Genomic DNA, 20,791 nt, shown 5'->3' with positions numbered 1-20,791 from the left:
GACAACAATAAAAGGTGCAGCCATGCCCGCCATCCGAATTGGCATCAACCCGATTTCCTGGAGTAACGACGACCTGCCGGCCCTGGGCGGTGAAACGCCGCTGAGCACCGCGCTCAGCGAAGGAAAGGACATCGGCTACGAAGGTTTTGAACTCAACGGCAAATTTCCCAAGGACGCCAAGGGCGTGGGCGATGTACTGCGGCCCTACGACCTGGCCCTGGTGTCGGGCTGGTATTCGAGCCGCCTGGCCCGGCGTTCGGTGGCCGAGGAGATCGACGCCATCGCCAGCCATGTGCAACTGCTGCGCGAGAACGGCGCGTCGGTGCTGGTGTACGGCGAGGTGGCCGATTCGATCCAGGGCTCGCCCATCCGCCTGATCGAACGCCCGCGCTTCAACAGCGAGCAGGCCTGGCAAGACTATGCCAGCAAGCTCACGGAACTGGCGCGGTTCACCTTATCCCAAGGCGTGCGCCTGGCTTATCACCACCACATGGGCGCCTACGTCGAGTCCCCGCAAGACATCGACACCCTGATGCGCCTGACCGGCCCGGAAGTGGGCCTGCTGTTTGATTCGGGCCATTGCTACATGGGCGGCGGCGAGCCTATCGAGGTGCTGCGCAAACACATCGGGCGCATCTGCCACGTGCACTTTAAGGACGTGCGCAAGCCTGTGGTGCAACTGGCGCGCAACCAGATGTGGAGCTTTCCCGATTGCATCGTCAACGGCACGTTCACCGTGCCCGGCGATGGCGATATCGACTTTGCCGAACTGCTCGATGCGCTGCTGGCGGCCCACTATCAAGGCTGGCTGGTGGTGGAGGCCGAGCAGGACCCGGCGGTCGCCCCCAGCTACATCTACGCCAAAAAAGGCTATGACACGTTGCGTGCACTGCTGGACGCGAGGACAGGGCAATGAGCTTATTGGTCAAGAGCAACAAACGCGGGCCCAGCATGGTCGCGCTGGAAGAGGGCCGTCTGGAATACGTAGGCTTTAGTGCCTACCGCCTGAGCCTGGGCGAAACGTTGCCGGTGCATGCCGGTGACAAGGAGCTGTGCCTGGTGCTGCTCAGCGGCCGGGTGAACATCGAGGGCGAGGGTTTCAACTGGCAGAACATCGGTGATCGCCAGTCGGTGTTCGACGAAAAGTCACCGTTCGCCGCCTACCTGCCGCCGGGCAGCAGCGGGCAGGTCAGCGCCTTGAGCGACGTACAGATTGCCGTGTGCGCCGCCCCCGGCGCACCGGGCTACGTGCCCCGGCTGATCCGCCCCGAGCAGTGCACCCGCAGCGTGCGCGGCAAGGGGGCCAACACCCGCTACGTGTGCGACATCCTGCCTGCCACGGAGCCGGCCCATTCGCTTTTGGTGGTGGAGGTGCGCACGCCCTCCGGTCACTCATCGAGCTACCCGCCCCACAAGCACGACACCGACGACCTGCCGCACCAGAGCTTTCTTGAAGAAACCTACTACCACCAGATCAACCCGCCGCAAGGCTACGTGTTCCAGCGCGTCTACACCGACGATCGCAGCATCGACGAAGCGCTGGCCGTGGAAAACAGCGACCTGGTGGTGGTGCCCAAGGGTTACCACCCGGTCAGCGTGCCCTACGGCTACGAGTCGTATTACCTGAACGTGATGGCTGGCCCCAAGCGCGCCTGGCATTTTTATAACGACCCGCAGCACAGCTGGCTGCTGGACCTCTGACGTTTTGCACGGAGAACCCTTTTAATGAGCAATGCCCCGGTGATCGGCCACTACCTTCACGGCCAGGTGCAGGACCGCGCCAGCGAACGTTACAGCCCCGTTTTCAACCCGGCCACCGGCGAGGTGCAGGCGCAGGTCGCGCTGGCCAGTGCGCAAACAGTCGATGAGGCCGTGGCGTCGGCACTCAAGGCGTTCCCGGCGTGGTCCGAGCAATCGTCCCTGCGCCGTGCGCGGGTGATGTTCAAGTTCAAGGAACTGCTCGACCGCCACCACGACGAACTGGCCGGCATCATCAGCCGCGAACACGGCAAGGTGTTTGCCGACGCCCGGGGCGAGGTGACGCGCGGCATTGAGATCGTCGAATACGCCTGCGGTGCGCCCGCCCTGCTCAAGACCGATTTCAGCGACAACATCGGCGGCGGCATTGACAACTGGAACCTGCGCCAGCCCCTGGGCGTGTGCGCCGGTATCACCCCGTTCAACTTCCCGGTGATGGTGCCGCTGTGGATGATCCCGCTGGCGTTGATTACCGGTAACTGCTTTATCCTCAAACCTTCCGAGCGCGACCCCTCCGCCAGCCTGCTGATGGCGCGGTTGCTGACCGAAGCCGGGCTGCCCGATGGCGTGTTCAGCGTGGTGCAGGGCGACAAAAGCGCGGTGGACGGGCTGTTGCAGCACCCGGACGTGGAGGCGATTTCGTTCGTGGGCTCCACGCCGATTGCCGAGTACATCCACCAGCAGGCCAGCGCACGCGGCAAACGCGTGCAGGCGCTGGGCGGGGCGAAGAACCACATGATTGTGATGCCCGACGCCGACCTGGACCAAGCCGCCGACGCCTTGATCGGCGCGGCGTACGGCTCGGCGGGCGAGCGCTGCATGGCCATCTCGATTGCAGTGGTGGTGGGCGATGTGGGCGACGAACTGATCGCCAAACTGCTGCCGCGCATCGACCAACTGAAGGTGGGCAACGGCCTGCAACCGGACAGCGAAATGGGCCCGCTGATCACCGCCGAACACAAGGCCAAGGTGGAGGGTTTCATTGAGCAGGGGGTGGCCCAGGGCGCCCAACTGATCAAGGACGGGCGCGGCGTTAAAGTGCCGGGCGCCGAGGGCGGTTTTTTCGTCGGTGCGACCTTGTTCGATCACGTCACCCCCGAGATGAGCATTTACCAGCAAGAGATTTTCGGCCCGGTGCTGGGCCTGGTGCGGGTGGCCGATTTTGCCAGTGCCGTGGCGTTGATCAACGCCCACGAGTTCGGCAACGGCGTGTCCTGCTTTACCCGCGATGGCGGGATTGCCCGGGCGTTTGCCCGCAGCATCAAGGTGGGCATGGTCGGCATCAACGTGCCGATCCCGGTGCCCATGGCCTGGCACTCGTTTGGCGGCTGGAAGCGTTCGCTGTTCGGTGACCACCATGCCTACGGCGACGAGGGCATCCGCTTCTACAGCCGCTACAAAAGCGTGATGCAGCGCTGGCCGGACAGCATCGCCAAGGGCCCCGAATTCAGCATGCCGACTGCCCAGTAACGCTGACACCTGTGGAGCACAACAATAATGAAGCCTCTACGTTTTGCCCTTAACCGCATGGTCGCCCCCGGTCTTTCCCTGCCGGATTTCATCGCGCTGGCGGTGGCCCTGCAATGCGATGCCATTGAACTGCGCAACGACCTTGCGGGCATCGAAATCGAAGACGGCACCCCCGCCAGCATCGTGCGCGAACTGTGCGAGAAGCACGGGGTAACGGTGCTGTCGATCAACGCGCTGTACCCCTTTGATGTGTGGAACGACGAGCGCCGTGCACAGGCGACCCGGCTGGCCATGTATGCCCGTGCCTGTGGTGCCCAGGGCCTGGTGATGTGCCCGCTGAACGAGCACGGCGACACCCGCAGCGACGCCCAGCGCGCGGCGGGCTTGCGCACCGCGCTCAGCGAACTGGCGCCGATTTTGCGCGAGCATGGGGTGCTGGGGTTTATCGAACCCCTGGGCTTTGCCGAGTGTTCGCTGCGGCGCAAGCAGGTGGCGGTGGATGCGCTGCAGGCCATCGGTGGGCGGGATGTGTTCCGCTTGGTGCATGACACCTTTCACCATCACGTGGCGGGCGAACAGGCGTTCTTTCCCGAGTTGACGGGGCTGGTGCACATCTCTGGCGTGGACGACACCCAGACGCCGCTGTCGAGCATCCGCGACGGGCACCGCGTGCTGGTGGGCGAGGGCGATATTCTGGGCAATGCCGCGCAGATCGACACGCTGCGCGGCGGCGGCTACAGCGGGTACTTTTCATTCGAGCCGTTTGCCCAGAGTGTGCATGGGCTGGCGGATATTCGGCAGGCACTGGGCGCCAGCATGGCCCACCTGCAAAAAAGATAAGGGGCGCTTCATGACCACCACCCGATTGACCATGGCCCAGGCCCTGGTGAAGTTTCTCGATAACCAGTACATCGAAGTCGATGGCGTACAGAGCAAGTTTGTCGCCGGGGTGTTCACAATCTTCGGCCACGGCAATGTGCTGGGCCTGGGCCAGGCGCTGGAGCAAGACAGCGGCGAGCTGGTGGTGCACCAGGGCCGCAACGAGCAGGGCATGGCCCATGCCGCCATCGGCTTTGCCAAGCAGCACCTGCGCCGCAAGATCTACGCCTGCACCGCATCGGTGGGCCCGGGGGCTGCGAACATGCTCACCGCCGCCGCGACGGCCACCGCCAACCGCATCCCGCTGCTGCTGTTGCCGGGGGACGTGTACGCCAGCCGCCAGCCCGACCCGGTGCTGCAACAGATCGAACAGTTTCACGACCTGAGCATCAGCACCAACGATGCCTTTCGCGCCGTGAGCAAATACTGGGACCGCATCAACCGCCCTGAGCAGCTGATGACGGCGGCCATCCACGCCATGCGCGTGCTGACCGATCCCGCCGAAACCGGCGCCGTCACCCTGGCATTGCCGCAAGACGTGCAAGCTGAAGCCTGGGACTACCCCGATTCGTTCCTGCAAAAACGCGTGCACCGCCTGGACCGCCGCCCGCCCACCGAGGCGATGCTGGGCGACGCCGTGGCGACGATCCGCGGCAAGCGCAAGCCGCTGATCATCTGCGGCGGCGGGGTCAAGTACGCCGGGGCGAATGCCGCGCTCCAGGCGTTTGCCGAGCGCTTTGGCATCCCGTTCGCAGAAACCCAGGCGGGCAAGAGCGCGGTGGTGTCCAGCCATCCGCTGAACGTGGGCGGGATTGGTGAAACCGGCTGCCTGGCGGCAAACCTGCTGGCGCCGCAGGCCGACCTGGTGATTGGCATCGGCACGCGCTACACCGACTTCACCACCTCGTCCAAGTCACTGTTCCAGCACCCCGAGGTGACGTTTCTCAACGTGAATATCAGCCCGTGTGATGCGTTAAAACTGGACGGCGTGCAGGTACTGGCCGATGCCAAGGCTGCGCTTGAAGCACTGTTTGATGCGCTTGGCGACTACCGCGCGCAGTGGGGCGGGCAGGTGAGTGAGGCCAAGGCCCAATTGGAGGCCGAGGTGGACCGCGTGTACCGCCTGGAATACCAGAGCAGCGATTTCACCCCGCAAATCAGCGACCACATGGACCCGGCCGTGCTGCGCGAATTCATCGAGTTGACCGGCTCTTGCCTGACCCAGAGCCGGGTGCTGGGCGTGCTCAACGACACCCTGGCCGATGACGCCATTATCGTCGCCGCCGCGGGCAGCTTGCCCGGCGACTTGCAGCGCAGCTGGCGCAGCAAGGGCGTCAACACCTATCACCTCGAATACGGCTATTCGTGCATGGGCTACGAGGTGAATGCGGCGCTGGGGGTAAAACTCGCCGAGCCTGCGCGCGAGGTGTACGCGCTGGTGGGGGACGGCTCCTACATGATGCTGCACTCGGAGCTGGCCACCTCGATTCAGGAGCGACGCAAGATCAACGTGGTGCTGCTGGACAACATGGCCTTTGGTTGCATCAACAACCTGCAGATGGGCAATGGCATGGACAGCTTTGGCACCGAGTTCCGCTTTCGCAACCCCGACACCGGCAAGCTCGACGGCGGCCTGGTGCCGGTGGATTTCGCCATGAGCGCGGCGGCCTACGGCTGCAAGACCTACAGGGTGAGCAGCGTGGCGCAGTTGGAAGCGGCGCTGGCCGATGCGCGCACGCAAACCGTGTCGACCCTGATCGACATCAAGGTGCTGCCCAAAACCATGCTCCACGGCTACCTGTCGTGGTGGCGGGTGGGCGTGGCGCAGGTGTCCACCAGCGAGCGCACCAACGCGGCGGCCAAACAACTCAATGAACGCCTGGCCAAGGCCCGGCAGTACTAATAACAAGAGGGGTGTTTTCATGTCTTTGAAGCTTGGCGTTATCGGCACCGGCGCAATTGGCCGGGACCACATTCGTCGTTGCAGCCAGACCTTGCTGGGCAGTCAGGTGGTGGGCGTCACCGATATCAATCTTGAACAGGCCGCCAAAGTGGTGGCCGACCTGGGCCTTGGGGCCCAGGTGTACGCCGACGGCCACGCCCTGATCGCATCGTCGCAGGTCGAGGCGGTGCTGGTGACTTCCTGGGGCCCCAGCCACGAAGAGTTTGTGCTCGCCGCCATTGCCGCAGGCAAACCGGTGTTCTGCGAAAAGCCGTTGGCGGTCACGGCCCAGGGGTGCCGCAACATCGTCGAGGCCGAGGTGGCCCACGGCAAGCGCCTGGTGCAAGTGGGCTTCATGCGCCCGTATGACGAAGGCTATCGCGCCCTGAAACACGTGATCGACAGCGGCCAGATCGGCGAACCGTTGATGCTGCACTGCGCTCACCGCAACCCGACCGTGGGCGAGCACTACAAGACCGACATGGCGATCACCGACACGCTGATCCACGAGCTGGACGTGCTGCGCTGGCTGCTTGCCGATGACTACGTGTCGGTGCAGGTGGTGTTCCCGCGCAAGTCCGGCAAGGCCCTGGCCCACCTGCGTGACCCGCAGATCGTGCTGCTGGAAACCGCCAAGGGCACGCGCATCGATGTGGAAGTGTTCGTGAACTGCCAGTACGGCTATGACATCCAGTGCGAAGTGGTGGGGGAGACGGGCATCGCCAAACTGCCAGAGCCCTCCACGGTGCAGTTGCGCAGCGGCGCTAAGTTGTCGAATGCAATCTTGATGGACTGGAAAGACCGCTTCATCGCCGCCTACGACGTGGAGCTGCAAGCCTTTATCGACGGCGTGCGTGCCGGCCAGGTCGGCGGCCCGTCGGCCTGGGACGGGTTTGCCGCAGCGGTGGCGGCGGACGCCTGTATCGAGGCGCAGAACAGCGGCCAGATCGTCAACGTCAGCCTGCCACCGCGTCCGCATTTTTACGGCTGAGCACGGGCGGGCGGTGGGAGCGGTTTCCTATAAAAACAAAAGGAATGGGCCCATGCGAATTGGACTGGTTGGATACGGCCACGGTGGCCGCTTTTTTCATGCGCCGCTGCTTGCAACGCTGCCGGGGGCGACCTTTGTGGGGGTGGTGACCCGCTCCCCCGAGCGTCGCCAACAACTGGCCAGCGACCAGCCGGGTGTCCCGGCGTTTGACTCGATGGCTGCGATCGTCGAGGCGGGTGTGGACGCGCTGGTCATCAGCACCACCCTCAAAGGCCGCCCGGCGCTGGTGCTGGAGGCCATTGAACACGGGGTGGCGGTGGTCAGCGACAAACCGTTCGCCGCCAACGCCGACCAGGCGCAGGCGCTGATCACGGCCGCCGAGCGCCAGGGCGTGTTGCTCAGCGTGTACCAGAACCGGCGCTGGGACTCGGACTATTTGACCCTGCGCAAACTGATCGACGCGGGCGCGCTGGGCACGATTACCCGCTTTGAGTCGCGGGTGGAGCGCTACCGGCCCGAGTCTGTCGGCAATGCCAGCGGCGGCGGCTGCCTGCGTGACCTGGGCAGCCACCTGGTGGACCAGGCCCTGCACCTGTTCGGTGCGGTGGACCAGGTGTTTGCCCAACTGGCGTATGCGCCCCAGGCGCCTGACCTGGACCATGGTTTTTTTGTGGCCCTGACCCACCGCAACGGGGTGGTGTCCCACCTGTGGGGCAGTGCGTTGCAAAACAGCCCGGCCCCGCGTTTTCGGGTCAATGGCACGGCGGGCTGTTACACCGTCGAAGGGCTGGACGGGCAGGAAGCCTTGCTGATGGCCGGTAAAACCCCGCGCACCGAAGGTGATCACTGGGGCGCCGAAGAACACCGGCGCTGGGGCTGGTTCGAGCAGGGCGCGGAGCGTGAGCGGGTGCCGTCGGAAAAAGGCAGCTGGAACCAGTTCTATCGGCAGTTGCAATGTGCCGTGCGGGGGGAGGGCGCGTTGCCGGTGGATGCGCGGGATGCGTTGGCCACCACCCGGGTGCTGGATGCGGCGCGACTGAGTGCGCAGCGCCAGCAAGTCATGCCAATACGGGCGTCCGACGGGGAATAAACAAAAATAGAATAAAATTCTAAAATCAGTTGATGTGGAAATTATTTTCTAATAAAGTCATTTCCAAGTTGCAGAAAAGTCCGTCGCCAGTGCCTTGCAGGCTTGTCCCGGGACTCAACAAAAACAAGATCAAAAACAACCAGGTACCGTCAGATGAAAATCTTCAACGCTGTACTGCGAGTTTTCCGTCCTGCCCCCTCGCCCCGCGGTCTGCCCCGTGCGCGGCCTTTTTACTTTGCCTTCCTCAACATCCTGTTTGTCGAAAACAAGGGCGCCCTGGTGTGCTGCATCCCGGGGGCGCCGATCGTTCGGCTGCCTGCGGCGCCCTAAGTGTTCTGAACAACGCAACGTCCAAAAAACCAACAAAAATGTGGAGACAGACCGTTCATGAAGACCCCGATCCGTTTTGCCTCGCTGGCCCTGTCGATGATGCTCGCCAGCGGCGTGGCCCTGGCCGATGTGCGCATTGGCGTGAGCATGTCGCAGTTCGATGACACCTGGCTGACCTACCTGCGCGAAGACATGGAAAAACAGGCCAAGACCTACCCCAAGGCCGATGGCGTGTCCTTGCAGTTCGTGGACGCCCGCGCCGATGTGGTCAAGCAGCTCAGCCAGGTGGAAGACTTTATCAACCAGAAGGTCGACGCCATTGTGGTCAACCCGGTGGACACGGCCGCCACCGGCAAGATCACCGCCGCTGCGACCAAGGCGGGCATCCCGCTGGTGTACGTCAACCGCCGTCCCGACCAGAAAGACCTGCCCAAGGGCGTGGTCACCGTGACCTCCGATGACGTGGAAGCCGGGAAAATGCAGATGCAGTACCTCGCCGACAAGATGGGCGGCAAGGGCAATATCGTGATTTTGCTGGGGGACCTGGCCAACAACTCCACCACCAACCGCACCAAGGGCGTCAAGGAAGTGCTGGCCAAGTACCCGGGCATCAAGATCGAACAGGAACAGACCGGGATCTGGCTGCGCGACAAGGGCATGACCCTGGTCAACGACTGGCTGACCCAGGGCCGCCAGTTTTCGGCGGTGGTGGCCAACAACGACGAGATGGCGATTGGCGCCTCCATGGCCCTTAAGCAGGCGGGCGCCGACAAGAACGGCGTGCTGATCGCGGGCGTCGACGGCACACCGGACGGCTTGCGTGCGGTCGAGAAGGGCGAGATGGCGGTGTCGGTGTTCCAGGATGCCAATGGCCAGGCGGTGGGGTCGGTGGACGCGGCGGTGAAGATGGTCAAGAAGGAAGCGGTTGAGCCGGCCATTGTGGTGCCGTTCAAGTTGATCACCCCGGACAACGTCAAAGACTTCAAGTAGCCCTCAACCACCACCATCAGTTGGCAGGGCAGACACGGCGGCCCTGCCGACGGAGTACCCGATATGCTCGCTCAAGCGACCGCTTCGCTGCACCCAGGTGCCCAGCCTGCCGCACAGGACGAGGCGTACCTGTTGGAAATCGTCAATATCAGTAAAGGTTTTCCCGGTGTCGTGGCCCTGGCCGATGTGCAACTGCGGGTACGGCCCGGGTCGGTATTGGCACTGATGGGCGAGAACGGCGCGGGCAAGTCGACGTTGATGAAGATCATCGCCGGTATCTACCAGCCCGACGCTGGCGAGATTCGCCTGCGGGGCAAGCCGATCAAGCTGGAAACACCCCTGGCGGCGCTGCAGTCCGGGATCGCGATGATCCACCAGGAACTCAACCTGATGCCGCACATGAGCATCGCCGAAAACATCTGGATCGGCCGCGAGCAGCTCAACAGCCTGCACATGGTCAACCACCGTGAAATGCACCGTTGCACGGCCGAGCTGCTGGCACGCCTGCGCATCAACCTGGACCCTGAGGAGCACGTGGGCAACCTGAGCATCGCCGAGCGGCAGATGGTCGAGATTGCCAAGGCGGTGTCCTATGACTCCGACATTCTGATCATGGATGAACCCACCTCGGCCATTACCGAAAAGGAAGTGGCCCACCTGTTTTCGATCATTGCCGACCTGCGCGACCAGGGCAAAGGCATCATCTACATCACGCATAAAATGAACGAAGTGTTTGCCATCGCCGATGAAGTGGCGGTGTTTCGCGACGGCGCCTACATCGGTTTGCAACGGGCCGACAGCATGAACAGCGACAGCCTGATCTCGATGATGGTGGGGCGCGAACTGAGCCAGCTGTTCCCGGTGCGCGACACCCCGATTGGCGCGCAACTGCTCTCGGTGCGCGACTTGCGCCTGGACGGCGTGTTCAAGGGCGTCTCGTTCGACCTGCACGCGGGCGAGATTCTCGGCATCGCCGGGCTCATGGGCTCGGGGCGTACCAACGTGGCCGAAACCCTGTTTGGCATCACCCCCAGCGACGGCGGCCAGATCACCCTGGATGGCCAGCCGGTGCGCATCACCGACCCGCACATGGCCATCGAGAAGGGCTTTGCGCTGTTGACCGAAGACCGCAAGCTCAGCGGCCTGTTCCCGTGCCTGTCGGTGCTGGAAAACATGGAAATGGTGGTGCTGTCGCACTACTCGGACAACGGGTTTATCAAGCAGAAAGCCCTGCGTGCCCTGTGTGAGGACATGTGCAAAAAGCTGCGGGTGAAAACCCCGTCCCTTGAGCAATGCATCGACACGCTGTCGGGCGGCAACCAGCAAAAAGCCCTGCTGGCGCGCTGGCTGATGACCAACCCGCGGCTGCTGATTCTGGATGAGCCCACCCGTGGCATCGACGTGGGCGCCAAGGCCGAGATCTACCGCCTGATCTCTTATCTTGCGAGCGAAGGCATGGCCGTGATCATGATTTCTTCGGAGTTGCCCGAAGTGCTCGGCATGAGCGACCGGGTAATGGTGATGCACGAGGGGGCGCTGATGGGCACGCTGGACCGCGCCGAGGCGACCCAGGAAAAAGTCATGCAACTGGCCTCGGGCCTGACGGCTGTCCGCTAAAGAACAAGAAAAGCGCGCGCCCGCCGACGGCGCGTGCCATGCGATAAAAGGTGAAGGGTTATGAACGCGATACTGGAAAAGAAATCCGAGGAAAAGACGCCGGCCACGGCGCCCACCAAGCATCGGCGGCGCATGCCGACCGAGCTGAGTATTTTTTTGGTGCTGATCGGCATCGGGCTGGTGTTCGAGGTGTTTGGCTGGATCGTGCGGGACCAGAGCTTTTTGCTCAACTCCCAGCGCCTGGTGCTGATGATTTTGCAAGTGTCGGTGATCGGCCTGCTGGCCATTGGCGTGACACAGGTGATTATCACGACGGGCATTGACCTCTCCTCCGGCTCGGTGCTGGCCTTGTCGGCGATGATCGCCGCCAGTCTGGCGCAGACTTCGGACTTTTCCCGCGCGGTGTTTCCGTCACTGACCGACCTGCCGGTGTGGATCCCGGTGGTGGCGGGGCTGGGGGTGGGGCTGCTGGCCGGGGCGATCAACGGCAGCATCATCGCGGTGACCGGCATTCCGCCGTTTATCGCGACCCTGGGCATGATGGTGTCGGCCCGTGGCCTGGCACGGTATTACACCGAAGGTCAGCCGATCAGCATGCTGGGTGATTCCTACACCGCCATCGGCCATGGCGCCATGCCGGTGGTGATTTTTCTGGTGGTAGCGGTGATTTTTCACATCGCCCTGCGCTACACCAAATACGGCAAGTACACCTACGCCATCGGCGGCAACATGCAGGCGGCGCGCACCTCGGGGATCAACGTCAAGCGGCATTTGATCATCGTCTACAGCATCGCCGGCCTGTTGGCCGGGCTGGCCGGCGTGGTGGCCTCGGCACGGGCGGCCACGGGGCAGGCGGGCATGGGCATGTCGTACGAGCTGGACGCGATTGCCGCCGCGGTGATTGGCGGCACCAGCCTGGCAGGCGGCGTAGGGCGCATTACCGGCACGGTGATCGGTGCGCTGATCCTGGGGGTGATGGCCAGCGGGTTTACCTTTGTCGGGGTAGACGCCTACATCCAGGACATCATTAAGGGCCTGATCATCGTGATCGCCGTGGTGATAGACCAATACCGCAATAAACGGAAGTTGAAGCGCTAACGCGCCGCTGTGAGTCGCAAGCTGCAAGTGGAAACGCTTGCAGCTGACAGTTGGTCGCTTACAGCGGCCCTCCAATAGCTCCCGGGCCACCTTTCTTGCTATAAACGCACTCCGATACCCGTTCGCCGAGCCCGTCCTGGTGCTTTTGGGGGGTAATTGGGAAAAATGCCTGTCATTTCAGTTGCTGAGCCCTTAACTCGGCCTTAGACTGCCGCCCCTCGTAAATTGAGTGCCGGGTGGCGCTTGAAATGGACAGCGCCTTTCCGTGGCCTGCGACGATTGGCCGGAACGCTCCCTTATTCGCCTTAATGCACGTATTTTTTATAGAGAAATCAATGACAAAGGAAAAGTTGCTGGCCATGCCGGCGGATGACTACATGAATGCCGAACAGCACGCTTTTTTCGAGAAGTTGCTGCAAGACATGAAAGTGGAGCACCACGAGCGCATTGAACAGAACCGTATCGCCATTGAAAGCCTGGACACCCCGGCCGACCCTGCCGACGCCGCGTCCGTTGAAGAAGAACGCACCTGGTTGGTCAACGCCATTGACCGCGACCAGCGCATGCTGCCGCAACTTGAGCGGGCCCTGGACCGTATCAAGGAAGATTCCTTTGGCTGGTGTGACGACAGCGGCGAGCCTATCGGCCTCAAGCGCCTGCTGATCAGCCCCACCACCCGTTACTGCATCGAGGCGCAAGAGCGTCACGAGCAAATCGACAAGCATCAGCGTCAAGCCTGATGCGCTGAAGCGGGGAGGCCGGTCGACCGGTTTCCCCCAAAAGCACAGCGGTTATCCCCCCGTTTATTGACGCACTGCACGTTACCCCACCAAAGGCGCATGGATAATGGCCGAATAGTGGCGTTTAATGCAGGCACAATAACTACAAGCAGTGGGGTAACACACATGGCTGGAGATGGATCTCTGACAGGCGCCGCCGTATCACCGCAATCGGTGGTACGCCAACCTCCCGGTTGGTTGACGCCGCTGTTGCAAAGCATTGCCCTGGGGCTATTGCTGGTGGGCATGGCGTTTGCGGGCCTGTCGCTGTACCTGTGCGTGCCGGTGGCGTTGCTGCTGGTATGGCTGCCCCGTCTCAAAGCGCGTACGCCTGTTGTGGCAACGTCCCACCGCGACGACGCCATGGGCGAGCTCACGCGCGACCTGTCCTACACCACCAGCCACAATGCGCTGTCGGCGGCGGGCGTGGCGTTTTCGGTCAAGCAACTGGCGGCTCGCCTGCAATCCCAACTGGGCGCGGCGCGGCAGATCGTCAGCAGCGCCGAAGTGATGATCGACACCGAAAAGGCCACCTCCCAGCTCAGCCGCCAGGCCCTCGGCGCGGCCAGCCAGGCGCACCAGCGCAGTACTGAAGGGCGCGAAGTGCTGGCCCACTCGATCACCCGCATGCATCAGCTCAGCCAGCGCGCCAACGACAGCCGCCAGTTGATCGAGGCCTTGAGCCAGCGCAGCGAAGAAATCCAGCGTGTGACCCTGGTGATCCAGTCCATCGCCAGCCAGACCAACCTGCTGGCGCTGAACGCCGCCATCGAAGCGGCACGGGCCGGTGAGCACGGGCGTGGCTTTGCCGTGGTGGCCGACGAGGTGCGCGGGCTGGCAGGGCGCACGGCGACGGCCACCGATGAAGTCGGCGTGATGGTGGCGGACATCCAGCAGCGCACCGCGCAGGTGGTGGAGCAGATCCGGCAGCTGTCGGCAGACCTGCACACCGGCGTAGAGCAGGTGGAACACGCGGGCCAGCACCTGGCGAGCATCGCCAGCCTGGCGGCGGATGTGGAGGGCCAGGTCAGTGAAATCGCCCAGGGCACCGACACCAACCGTGCGCAATTGGACAGCCTGTTTCATGCCGTGGAGCAAATGCGCAGCGACTTGAGCGAAAGCGACCAGCAAACCCAGCAACTGGCCAGCGCCGCTGTGCAGATGGAAGGCCAGGCCGAAACCATCAGCGAACGCTTGGCGCAAGTGGGCCTGGACGACTATCACCAGCGCATCTACGACCTGGCCCGTGAAGGCGCGAACCAGATTGCCGCGCAGTTCGAGGCCGATGTGCGGCAAAACCGCATCAGCCTGGAGCACTTGTTCGACCGCAGCTACACCGCGATTCCCAATACCCACCCGAGCAAATACACCACCCGTTTCGATGGCTACGCCGATCAGGTGTTGCCGGCGATTCAGGAGGCGCTGTTGCCCCGTCACGAGGGCCTGGTATTTGCCATTGCCTGCACGCAGCAGGGCTATGTGCCCACGCACAACAAGGCGTTTTCCCACGCATTGACCGGCGATGCCCAGGTGGATGCGGTGCAGAACCGCACCAAGCGCAAGTTTGATGACCGCACCGGGATTCGGTGTGGCAGCCATCAACAGGCGGTCTTGCTGCAAACCTATACCCGCGACACCGGTGAGCTGATGCATGATTTGTCGGTGCCCATCCGGGTCAACGGCCGGCATTGGGGCGGTTTGCGGTTGGGGTACAAGCCCGAAGGCCGCTAGGCGCGGGCCAATTGTTGCCAATCATGTAAGAAAGCTATTCCCAGGATAGCTTTTTCCGGCGAGAGGAAAACCGTAGGATGGCCCACATTGTTAGTCAGCTAACTAACTCGTTGGAGGTTTTCCATGCTGAGCAAAGTCGATGTGGCCGTGATGATTGGCAGTGGCGTTCCGGCTACCCTGCGAGCGCTGGGCCAAAAAGCCTGCTGGGTGGTCTTGCTTAACGGCGAACAACGCGGCACGGCGTTTGGCAGCCGTGGCGAGGCCGAAGAGTGCAAGGCTGCCTGGGAGGCGCTGTTGCGCCTGGAGCGCTCAGACAGCCTGCATTGAGTCACGCGCTCTGGTGCAGGCGCTGGTTCAGTTCATCCACGGCGATCGCCCAGTCGGCGTCCTCGCGTAACTCCTCCTTGAGAAAACGCGCCTGCTGCACGGTCCAGAAGGGCGCGTCGATGAGCTTCACGTCCTGTGGCAGCGGATGGTCGACGATGAAGCGGTCAATCGCCTGCGCGCTGGCTTGCAGGCCAAGCTGTTCGAACAATTCTTCAAGGGTGTGGTCCATGTCATTCTCCCGGTGAGCGTGTAGTCGCTCAACATGGGAGGGCCAGGGCGGCGCAGAGTTCGATTGGTTTATGGCGTGCAGGGTGGCTTCCAGCTCCCTGGCCAATGCACAGGCCTGGTTGTGGTTGCTGCGAAAGCCTTTGATTCGGCCACTGGGCACTTCAAGGATATGAAAGAAGTTCCTGCCGGCCGGCACGACCCGGTAAAGCGCCGGGTGCAGGCAATTTTCCATAAAAGAGGAAACGCTGCGCGAAGCTAGGGTGTTACAGTGAAGTCTTTGCATGGTCAGTCCCTGTCGATGGGTCTTCTTGACGGGCTTGCAGTATTTCGGGTGGTTTTAACCCGTGTTGCTCTTTTAGTATTGTCGCCAGCCTGCTGCTTTCGGTTCCATCCGGGGGTTTGGCAATTGAGGCTGGATGTCGGAAAGCGTCGTTTTTAACAAGGTTTTTTCTGAAGTGGGTCGGCCCGTGTTCTCTGGCCGTTGAACCTGTGATTTCCTGCACTGCCCAACGACCGGGTGACGGTACGTTGGGCGCGCCCGTACAAGTCTTGTGGCGCAGCAGCGTGGATGTTCTTCAGTTTTTTCAGTGATTTTTTCGTGTAATCGTGCCATTGCGGCCGTTTTTTGTGCTGCCCGCTCGGGCGGGCAGCATCCTTTTGATGTGGGGGCGTTTCCTTGGCAGTCAGTAATCTGGATATGCACGCGTTATTCGTGCTGGGTGATTTACGCGCAAAGTTGGTCAAGCAGTTTCAATCCCGTTTCGTCTACATCACCGAACAGACGCCGGAAGGTATTTACCTCGCCGAGATCGATACCCAGACGGCCCTGGTGGTGGACGACAAGCCTCGCCTTGAGCTCAAGGTGGGGGACCATTTTCGTGCAGCCGTACTGCCCAGCCGGGAAGGCGGCAAGTTCGAGCTCAAGTTTCGCGACATCAAGTTGACCGTGTATGGCCTGGGCGACTATGCGTTTGTGTCGTCGGCCGACGGCGAGGGCATTGTGTTCAAGGAAGGCCACAACGTGATGCTGGTGTTTGCCGCCCACGCCCAATTGCAGGAAGGCCTGACCAAGACCCTCAAGGCTGTGACCGGCAAGGCCGCCAAGTGGCGCAAGGGCGAACTGGTGAGCTTCAAGGCCAGCGAATAATCAGCGTGCGCCACTGATTGGGCGTCATCACCGGAACCTCTACTACAGTTCAGTGGACTTAAGTATTCAGAGGCTTTCGCGTGTTACGGCAAAGCCATCCCTTTTGCTGTGTGAAACACGAGGTGCAAAGGCATGAAAGGAATTCGAGGGCTGCTGGCAGCGTCGGTGGCAAGCTTGAGTCTGTCGGTGGCGGCCGCCCCGGCGCCGATTCATTTTGCCGACCTGAACTGGGAAAGCGGCAGCCTGATCACCGAGGTGCTGCGGGTGATTGTCGAAAAGGGCTATGACCTGCCCACCGACACCTTGCCCGGCACGACCATCACGCTGGAAACGGCGCTGGCCAAAAACGACATTCAGGTGATCGGCGAGGAATGGGCCGGACGCAGCCCCGTGTGGGTCAAGGCCGAAGCCGAAGGCAAAGTGGTGGGCCTTGGCGACACTGTCAAAGGGGCCACCGAAGGCTGGTGGGTGCCGGAATACGTGGTCAAGGGCGACCCGGCCAAAGGCATCAAGCCACTGGCGCCAGACCTGCACAGCGTGAAGGACCTGGCCCGCTACAAAGACGTGTTCAAGGACCCGGAAGCCCCCAGCAAGGGCCGCTTCCTCAACAGCCCCATCGGCTGGACCTCCGAAGTGGTCAACAAGCAAAAGCTCAAGGCCTACGGGCTGGACGACAGCTACGTGAACTTTCGCAGCGGTTCGGGCGCGGCGCTGGACGCGGAAATCGCGTCGTCGATCCGCCGGGGCAAGCCGGTGTTGTTCTACTACTGGTCACCCACGCCCTTGATGGGCCGCTACAAGCTGATCCAACTGCAAGAGCCACCGTTCGACGCCGAGGCTTGGAAGACCCTGACCGACGCCGACAACCCAGACCCCAAGCCCACCCGTTCGCTGGCCTCCAAGCTGAGCATCGGGGTGTCCACGCCTTTCCAGCAGGCCCATCCGCAAATCGCCGAATTCTTTGCCAAGGTGAATTTCCCGATTGACCCGCTGAATAAAGCCCTGGCCACCATGAGCGAAAACCACACACCGCCACGGGACGTTGCCCGTGCCTTTCTCAAGGACCACCCCGATGTCTGGAAAGCCTGGCTGACGCAAGACGTGGCCCAAAAGGTCGAGGCCAGTCTTCAGTAACGCTCAAGGCGGGCACACGGCCACCTCAGATGACGGGGGGCCGGTTCCCGGTGTTCTCGGCAAGCGGAAACCGGGTAGCGATCATTTCGTGTGGCACACCCAGAGGCACCGCACTGGCGCCGTTGAGACGTGTCACTTGCTCGTCCGACAGCTGCACCGCCAATGCGCCCAGCGTTGCCTCGAACTGCGCGCGGGTGCGCGGTCCCAGGATAGGTATCAACGCGGTCGTCGAGCGCCGGGCTTTTTCTCGCAGCCAGGCGATAGCGACGTGAGCAGGGGGAACGTTCAGTTCGCCTGCAACCGCCAGTAACGTATCGAGCACCGCGGTTTCCCGTGCGCTTTTTTCCCCGTGGACCAACATGCCCAGCTTGCTGGCTCGGTTGTCGTCGGCGGCATGGCGGTATTTGCCGGTCAGAAAGCCGCCGCCCAGTGGTGACCACAGGGTCGCGGCCAGGCCCAGCGCTTCGGCCATGGGCAGTAGCTCTCGGTCGGCGGTACGTTCGACCAGGCTGTATTCCACCTGGATGCCCACCAGCGGGGCAAACCCGCGTATTTCGGCCAGCAGGTCGGCTCGGGCGATGCGCCAGGCCGGGAAGTTGGACAGCCCGGCATAATGGATCTTGCCGGCGCGTACCAGGTCGTCGAACCCTCGCAAAATCTCTTCCATGGGCGTGACGTTGTCGCTGATGTGGGCCCAGAACAGGTCGATGTGGTCGGTGTTCAAGCGCTTGAGGCTTTCTTCGACCGCCCGCACCATGTTTTTCCGGTTATTGCCGACCTTCAGTTTGCCTTCGTCCTGGGGGTGGGTTTTGAGGGTGTATTTGGTGGCGACCACCAGACGATCCCGCTCGGCGGCGATAAATTCGCCCAGCAGGGTTTCGGCTTGCCCGAACTGGTAGCCGTTGGCGGCGTCCAGGAAATTGCCGCCTGCGTCCAGGTAGGCATCGAACATCTGCCTGGCCTCGTCGCGTTCGGCGCCGTGCCCCCAACCCGTCCCGAAATTGCCGGTGCCCAAGGCCAATTCCGATACCTGCAGGCCGCTGCGGCGGCCGAAAACTGTGTTACGCATGGGCTGACTCCTGACGCGTGTTTATTTAAATGTGTTGTGACATTTATTTAATATGATGCGTGTAATTTATTTCGTCAAGCGCCTTGTTGCCTGCCATGCGGCGAAGCCCTGTGGGACGTTATGGCATACTGCCGCCCATGACTTTTGACTCCCCGCTCGCCGCCTATCAACACGCCATCACCGACCAAGGCTTCGTTCCCGACGACGCCCAGTTGCAAGCGGTGCACGCCCTTCAACACTGCCATCAGGCGCTTCATCAAGGCGTCCGCCCCCTGACGGGTGTGTACTTGTGGGGGCCGGTCGGCCGGGGCAAAACCTGGTTGATGGATCAGTTCTTCGACACCTTGCGTGTTCCGGCGCGGCGCCAGCATTTCCATCACTTCATGGGGTGGGTGCATCAGCGCTCGTTTGAACTGACCGGCACCCAAGACCCCTTGCAAGCCCTGGCTCGGGAGCTGAGCCGGGACGTGCGGGTGTTGTGTTTCGACGAGTTGTTCGTCAATGACATCGGTGACGCGATCATCCTGGGCCGGTTGTTTCAGGTGATGTTCGAGGAGGGCGTGGTGATGGTCTGCACCTCCAATCAGCCGCCGGATCAGTTGTATGCAGAGGGTTTCAACCGTGAGCGTTTTGTGCCGGGAGTCGAGGCGATCAAGCGTCATTTGCAGGTGGTGGCGGTGGACGGGCAGGACGACCATCGCCTGCACCCGGGCGCGCCGCTGCAACGCTACTGGGTCAACGAGCCCGAGGCGCTGGCGCAAGTGTTTCGACAACTGAGCGCCGGGCAAACGGTGAGCGAGTTGCCGGTCGAGGTCGGCCACCGTCGGCTCAACGTGGTGCAATCGAGCCAGACGGTGCTCTGGTGCCGCTATGCCCAGGTGTGTGAACAACCCTTGGCCGCCATGGATTTCATGCTGTTGTGTGACCGGTTCAAGGCGATCTTGCTCGGTGAAGTGCCTTGCCTCAGCGCGCATCAGCGCGTTGGTGTGATTGCGCGGGGGACGGAGGACGCGGCGCAGCAGGTCCAGGCGGGGGACCGGGTGCTGCCGCAGCTGTCGATACACGATGACAGCGTGCGGCGTTTCATCGCACTGGTGGACGAATGCTACGACCGCAAAGTGCCGCTGTTCATCGACGCCAGCGTGGCGCTGGAACAGCTCTACACCGAGGGTTACCTGGCGTTTGCGTTCCGGCGCACCCTGAGCCGCCTGTTGCAAATGCAACTGCAGCGGTTTGGCTGACCTGGCGCACTTTCACGCGGGAAATTGTCGTAAATCTCCTTCATCTATCGCGGTTGGCGTGCCTACAATTGACACCTTTAAGGGGGACAACCCCCGATGTGCCGTGAATGAGGAAGGAAATGGACACCGCAGAAATACTGGTGCTGCAAGCCAGCTACAGCAATCCTGTGCATGCCGAGGCCATTGGCCAGGTACTCAACCACTACGCACAAGACCCGATGGGCGGCGGCCACAGCCTGCCTGCCGATCTTCTGGAGCAACTGCCCGCTGAGCTGGCCAAGCGCCCTCACGCGTTCAGTGTGCTGGCATTTGTCGGGGGCGTTCCGGCAGGGCTGGTGAACTGTTTTGAAGGGTTCTCGACGTTTGCCTGCCGCCCGCTGGTGAATGTGCACGACGTGGTGGTCATGGACCCGTTTCGCGGCCTGGGCCTGAGCCAGAAAATGCTGCAAAAAGTAGAAGAAATCGCCCGTCAGCGCGGCTGCTGCAAGATCACGCTGGAAGTACTTGAAGGCAATGCGGTTGCTCAGGCGGCGTATCGCAAGTTTGGCTTTGATGACGCGATGTTCGACCCCGCCCATGGCCGGATGTTGTTTTGGACTAAACCGCTTTAATTAACTCATCGTTAAAGCCGGCCCTAAAACATCAATAAAAAAGGCAATAAAAAAAGGCGCCAGAAACTGGCGCCAAGTTAACCTTTGCCATCAGAGCGGAATGGCAACGGGTATTGCGGGTGAATCAAGAGTTCGGTTGTTGCTCGACGTCTCGCTGAACGGAGGCGTCCGAAACAGGGCTCTTGCCATCGGCGGCGGCAGTGCGCTGTTCAATGTTGTGCTGTTGGGCTTGAACGAAGTTGAAGTCCTGGTAAAACTGCTTGGAGCGTTCGGCGCCGCCTTCTGCAAAGGCTGCGGCAGAGCTCAGGGTGATAAGGCCAGCAAGCATCAAAGTCGAAATTTTCATGGCAGGTATTCTC

20 protein-coding genes are annotated in these 20,791 nt (G+C 62.1%); 17 read left to right on the top strand and 3 right to left on the bottom strand.

All coding sequences use genetic code 11. The annotated features are described in order from the left end of the window. Positions 1 to 22 precede the first annotated feature (22 nt). From iolE to ACW9H9_RS02300, 13 genes are all read left to right on the top strand, one after another. The gene (iolE, locus tag ACW9H9_RS02360; RefSeq protein WP_457341404.1) at positions 23 to 916 is read left to right on the top strand and encodes a myo-inosose-2 dehydratase; all 894 of its coding nucleotides are present in this window, start codon (positions 23 to 25) and stop codon (positions 914 to 916) included. Then, positions 913 to 1,701, top strand: a complete 789-nt coding sequence (gene iolB / locus ACW9H9_RS02355; RefSeq protein ID WP_457341403.1) for a 5-deoxy-glucuronate isomerase — start codon at positions 913 to 915, stop codon at positions 1,699 to 1,701. Before iolE ends, iolB begins: the two co-directional genes overlap by 4 nt. 24 nt (positions 1,702 to 1,725) lie before the next feature. Beyond that, a complete protein-coding gene (locus tag ACW9H9_RS02350; protein ID WP_457341402.1) occupies positions 1,726 to 3,228 on the top strand; it encodes a CoA-acylating methylmalonate-semialdehyde dehydrogenase in 1,503 nt (500 codons plus the stop codon). Between the two features lie 24 nt (positions 3,229 to 3,252). Beyond that, a complete protein-coding gene (locus tag ACW9H9_RS02345) occupies positions 3,253 to 4,068 on the top strand; it encodes a TIM barrel protein (protein WP_457341494.1) in 816 nt (271 codons plus the stop codon). 10 nt (positions 4,069 to 4,078) lie between these two features. Then, a complete protein-coding gene (gene iolD / locus ACW9H9_RS02340) occupies positions 4,079 to 6,010 on the top strand; it encodes a 3D-(3,5/4)-trihydroxycyclohexane-1,2-dione acylhydrolase (decyclizing) (RefSeq protein ID WP_457341401.1) in 1,932 nt (643 codons plus the stop codon). A 19-nt stretch (positions 6,011 to 6,029) separates the two neighbouring features. Further along, positions 6,030 to 7,040, top strand: coding sequence for a Gfo/Idh/MocA family protein (locus ACW9H9_RS02335; protein WP_457341400.1), 1,011 nt, complete (start codon positions 6,030 to 6,032; stop codon positions 7,038 to 7,040). A gap of 52 nt (positions 7,041 to 7,092) precedes the next feature. Continuing rightward, positions 7,093 to 8,130 (top strand): Gfo/Idh/MocA family protein, encoded by a 1,038-nt coding sequence (locus tag ACW9H9_RS02330; RefSeq protein WP_457341399.1) that lies wholly within the window; start codon positions 7,093 to 7,095, stop codon positions 8,128 to 8,130. A 387-nt stretch (positions 8,131 to 8,517) separates the two neighbouring features. Continuing rightward, positions 8,518 to 9,450, top strand: a complete 933-nt coding sequence (locus tag ACW9H9_RS02325; RefSeq protein WP_457341398.1) for a sugar ABC transporter substrate-binding protein — start codon at positions 8,518 to 8,520, stop codon at positions 9,448 to 9,450. Between the two features lie 63 nt (positions 9,451 to 9,513). After that, positions 9,514 to 11,067 carry a sugar ABC transporter ATP-binding protein gene (locus ACW9H9_RS02320; protein WP_457341397.1) on the top strand — a complete coding sequence of 518 codons (1,554 nt, stop codon included), beginning with the start codon at positions 9,514 to 9,516 and terminating at the stop codon, positions 11,065 to 11,067. Between the two features lie 60 nt (positions 11,068 to 11,127). Beyond that, entirely contained in the window at positions 11,128 to 12,165 is a 1,038-nt protein-coding gene (locus ACW9H9_RS02315; RefSeq protein WP_457341396.1) for an ABC transporter permease, read from the top strand. 335 nt (positions 12,166 to 12,500) lie between these two features. Then, complete coding sequence (locus ACW9H9_RS02310) at positions 12,501 to 12,905, top strand: TraR/DksA family transcriptional regulator (RefSeq protein ID WP_457341395.1); 405 nt, start codon at positions 12,501 to 12,503, stop codon at positions 12,903 to 12,905. 99 nt (positions 12,906 to 13,004) lie between these two features. Beyond that, positions 13,005 to 14,675, top strand: a complete 1,671-nt coding sequence (locus ACW9H9_RS02305; RefSeq protein WP_457341394.1) for a methyl-accepting chemotaxis protein — start codon at positions 13,005 to 13,007, stop codon at positions 14,673 to 14,675. 123 nt (positions 14,676 to 14,798) lie between these two features. Continuing rightward, a complete protein-coding gene (locus ACW9H9_RS02300; protein ID WP_457341393.1) occupies positions 14,799 to 15,002 on the top strand; it encodes a hypothetical protein in 204 nt (67 codons plus the stop codon). Between the two features lies 1 nt (position 15,003). On the opposite strand, the gene ACW9H9_RS02295 is transcribed toward ACW9H9_RS02300, so the two are convergent. Then, on the bottom strand, positions 15,004 to 15,231 hold the full coding sequence (locus tag ACW9H9_RS02295; protein ID WP_457341392.1) for a DUF2789 domain-containing protein: 228 nt from the start codon (positions 15,229 to 15,231) through the stop codon (positions 15,004 to 15,006). Between the two features lie 696 nt (positions 15,232 to 15,927). Between ACW9H9_RS02295 and ACW9H9_RS02290 the strand changes: the two genes are divergently transcribed. Both ACW9H9_RS02290 and ACW9H9_RS02285 read left to right on the top strand, forming a co-directional pair. Further along, positions 15,928 to 16,377 carry a hypothetical protein gene (locus ACW9H9_RS02290; RefSeq protein WP_457341391.1) on the top strand — a complete coding sequence of 150 codons (450 nt, stop codon included), beginning with the start codon at positions 15,928 to 15,930 and terminating at the stop codon, positions 16,375 to 16,377. A gap of 132 nt (positions 16,378 to 16,509) precedes the next feature. After that, positions 16,510 to 17,511 carry an ABC transporter substrate-binding protein gene (locus ACW9H9_RS02285; RefSeq protein ID WP_457341390.1) on the top strand — a complete coding sequence of 334 codons (1,002 nt, stop codon included), beginning with the start codon at positions 16,510 to 16,512 and terminating at the stop codon, positions 17,509 to 17,511. Between the two features lie 25 nt (positions 17,512 to 17,536). Here the strand turns inward: ACW9H9_RS02285 and ACW9H9_RS02280 are convergent, their stop codons facing one another. Beyond that, positions 17,537 to 18,580 carry an aldo/keto reductase gene (locus ACW9H9_RS02280; protein ID WP_457341389.1) on the bottom strand — a complete coding sequence of 348 codons (1,044 nt, stop codon included), beginning with the start codon at positions 18,578 to 18,580 and terminating at the stop codon, positions 17,537 to 17,539. 137 nt (positions 18,581 to 18,717) lie between these two features. Here ACW9H9_RS02280 and zapE point away from each other — a divergent pair, with 137 nt between their 5' ends. Beyond that, entirely contained in the window at positions 18,718 to 19,821 is a 1,104-nt protein-coding gene (zapE, locus tag ACW9H9_RS02275; RefSeq protein ID WP_457341388.1) for a cell division protein ZapE, read from the top strand. 119 nt (positions 19,822 to 19,940) lie between these two features. After that, on the top strand, positions 19,941 to 20,432 hold the full coding sequence (locus ACW9H9_RS02270; protein WP_457341387.1) for a GNAT family N-acetyltransferase: 492 nt from the start codon (positions 19,941 to 19,943) through the stop codon (positions 20,430 to 20,432). A 124-nt stretch (positions 20,433 to 20,556) separates the two neighbouring features. Here the strand turns inward: ACW9H9_RS02270 and ACW9H9_RS02265 are convergent, their stop codons facing one another. Next, positions 20,557 to 20,778, bottom strand: coding sequence for a hypothetical protein (locus tag ACW9H9_RS02265; RefSeq protein WP_457341386.1), 222 nt, complete (start codon positions 20,776 to 20,778; stop codon positions 20,557 to 20,559). Between the last annotated feature and the right edge of the window lie 13 nt (positions 20,779 to 20,791).

It is taken from the genome of Pseudomonas sp. SDO5215_S409 (genome assembly GCF_054071325.1).
This window is presented reverse-complemented; position numbering and strand designations above follow the sequence as displayed.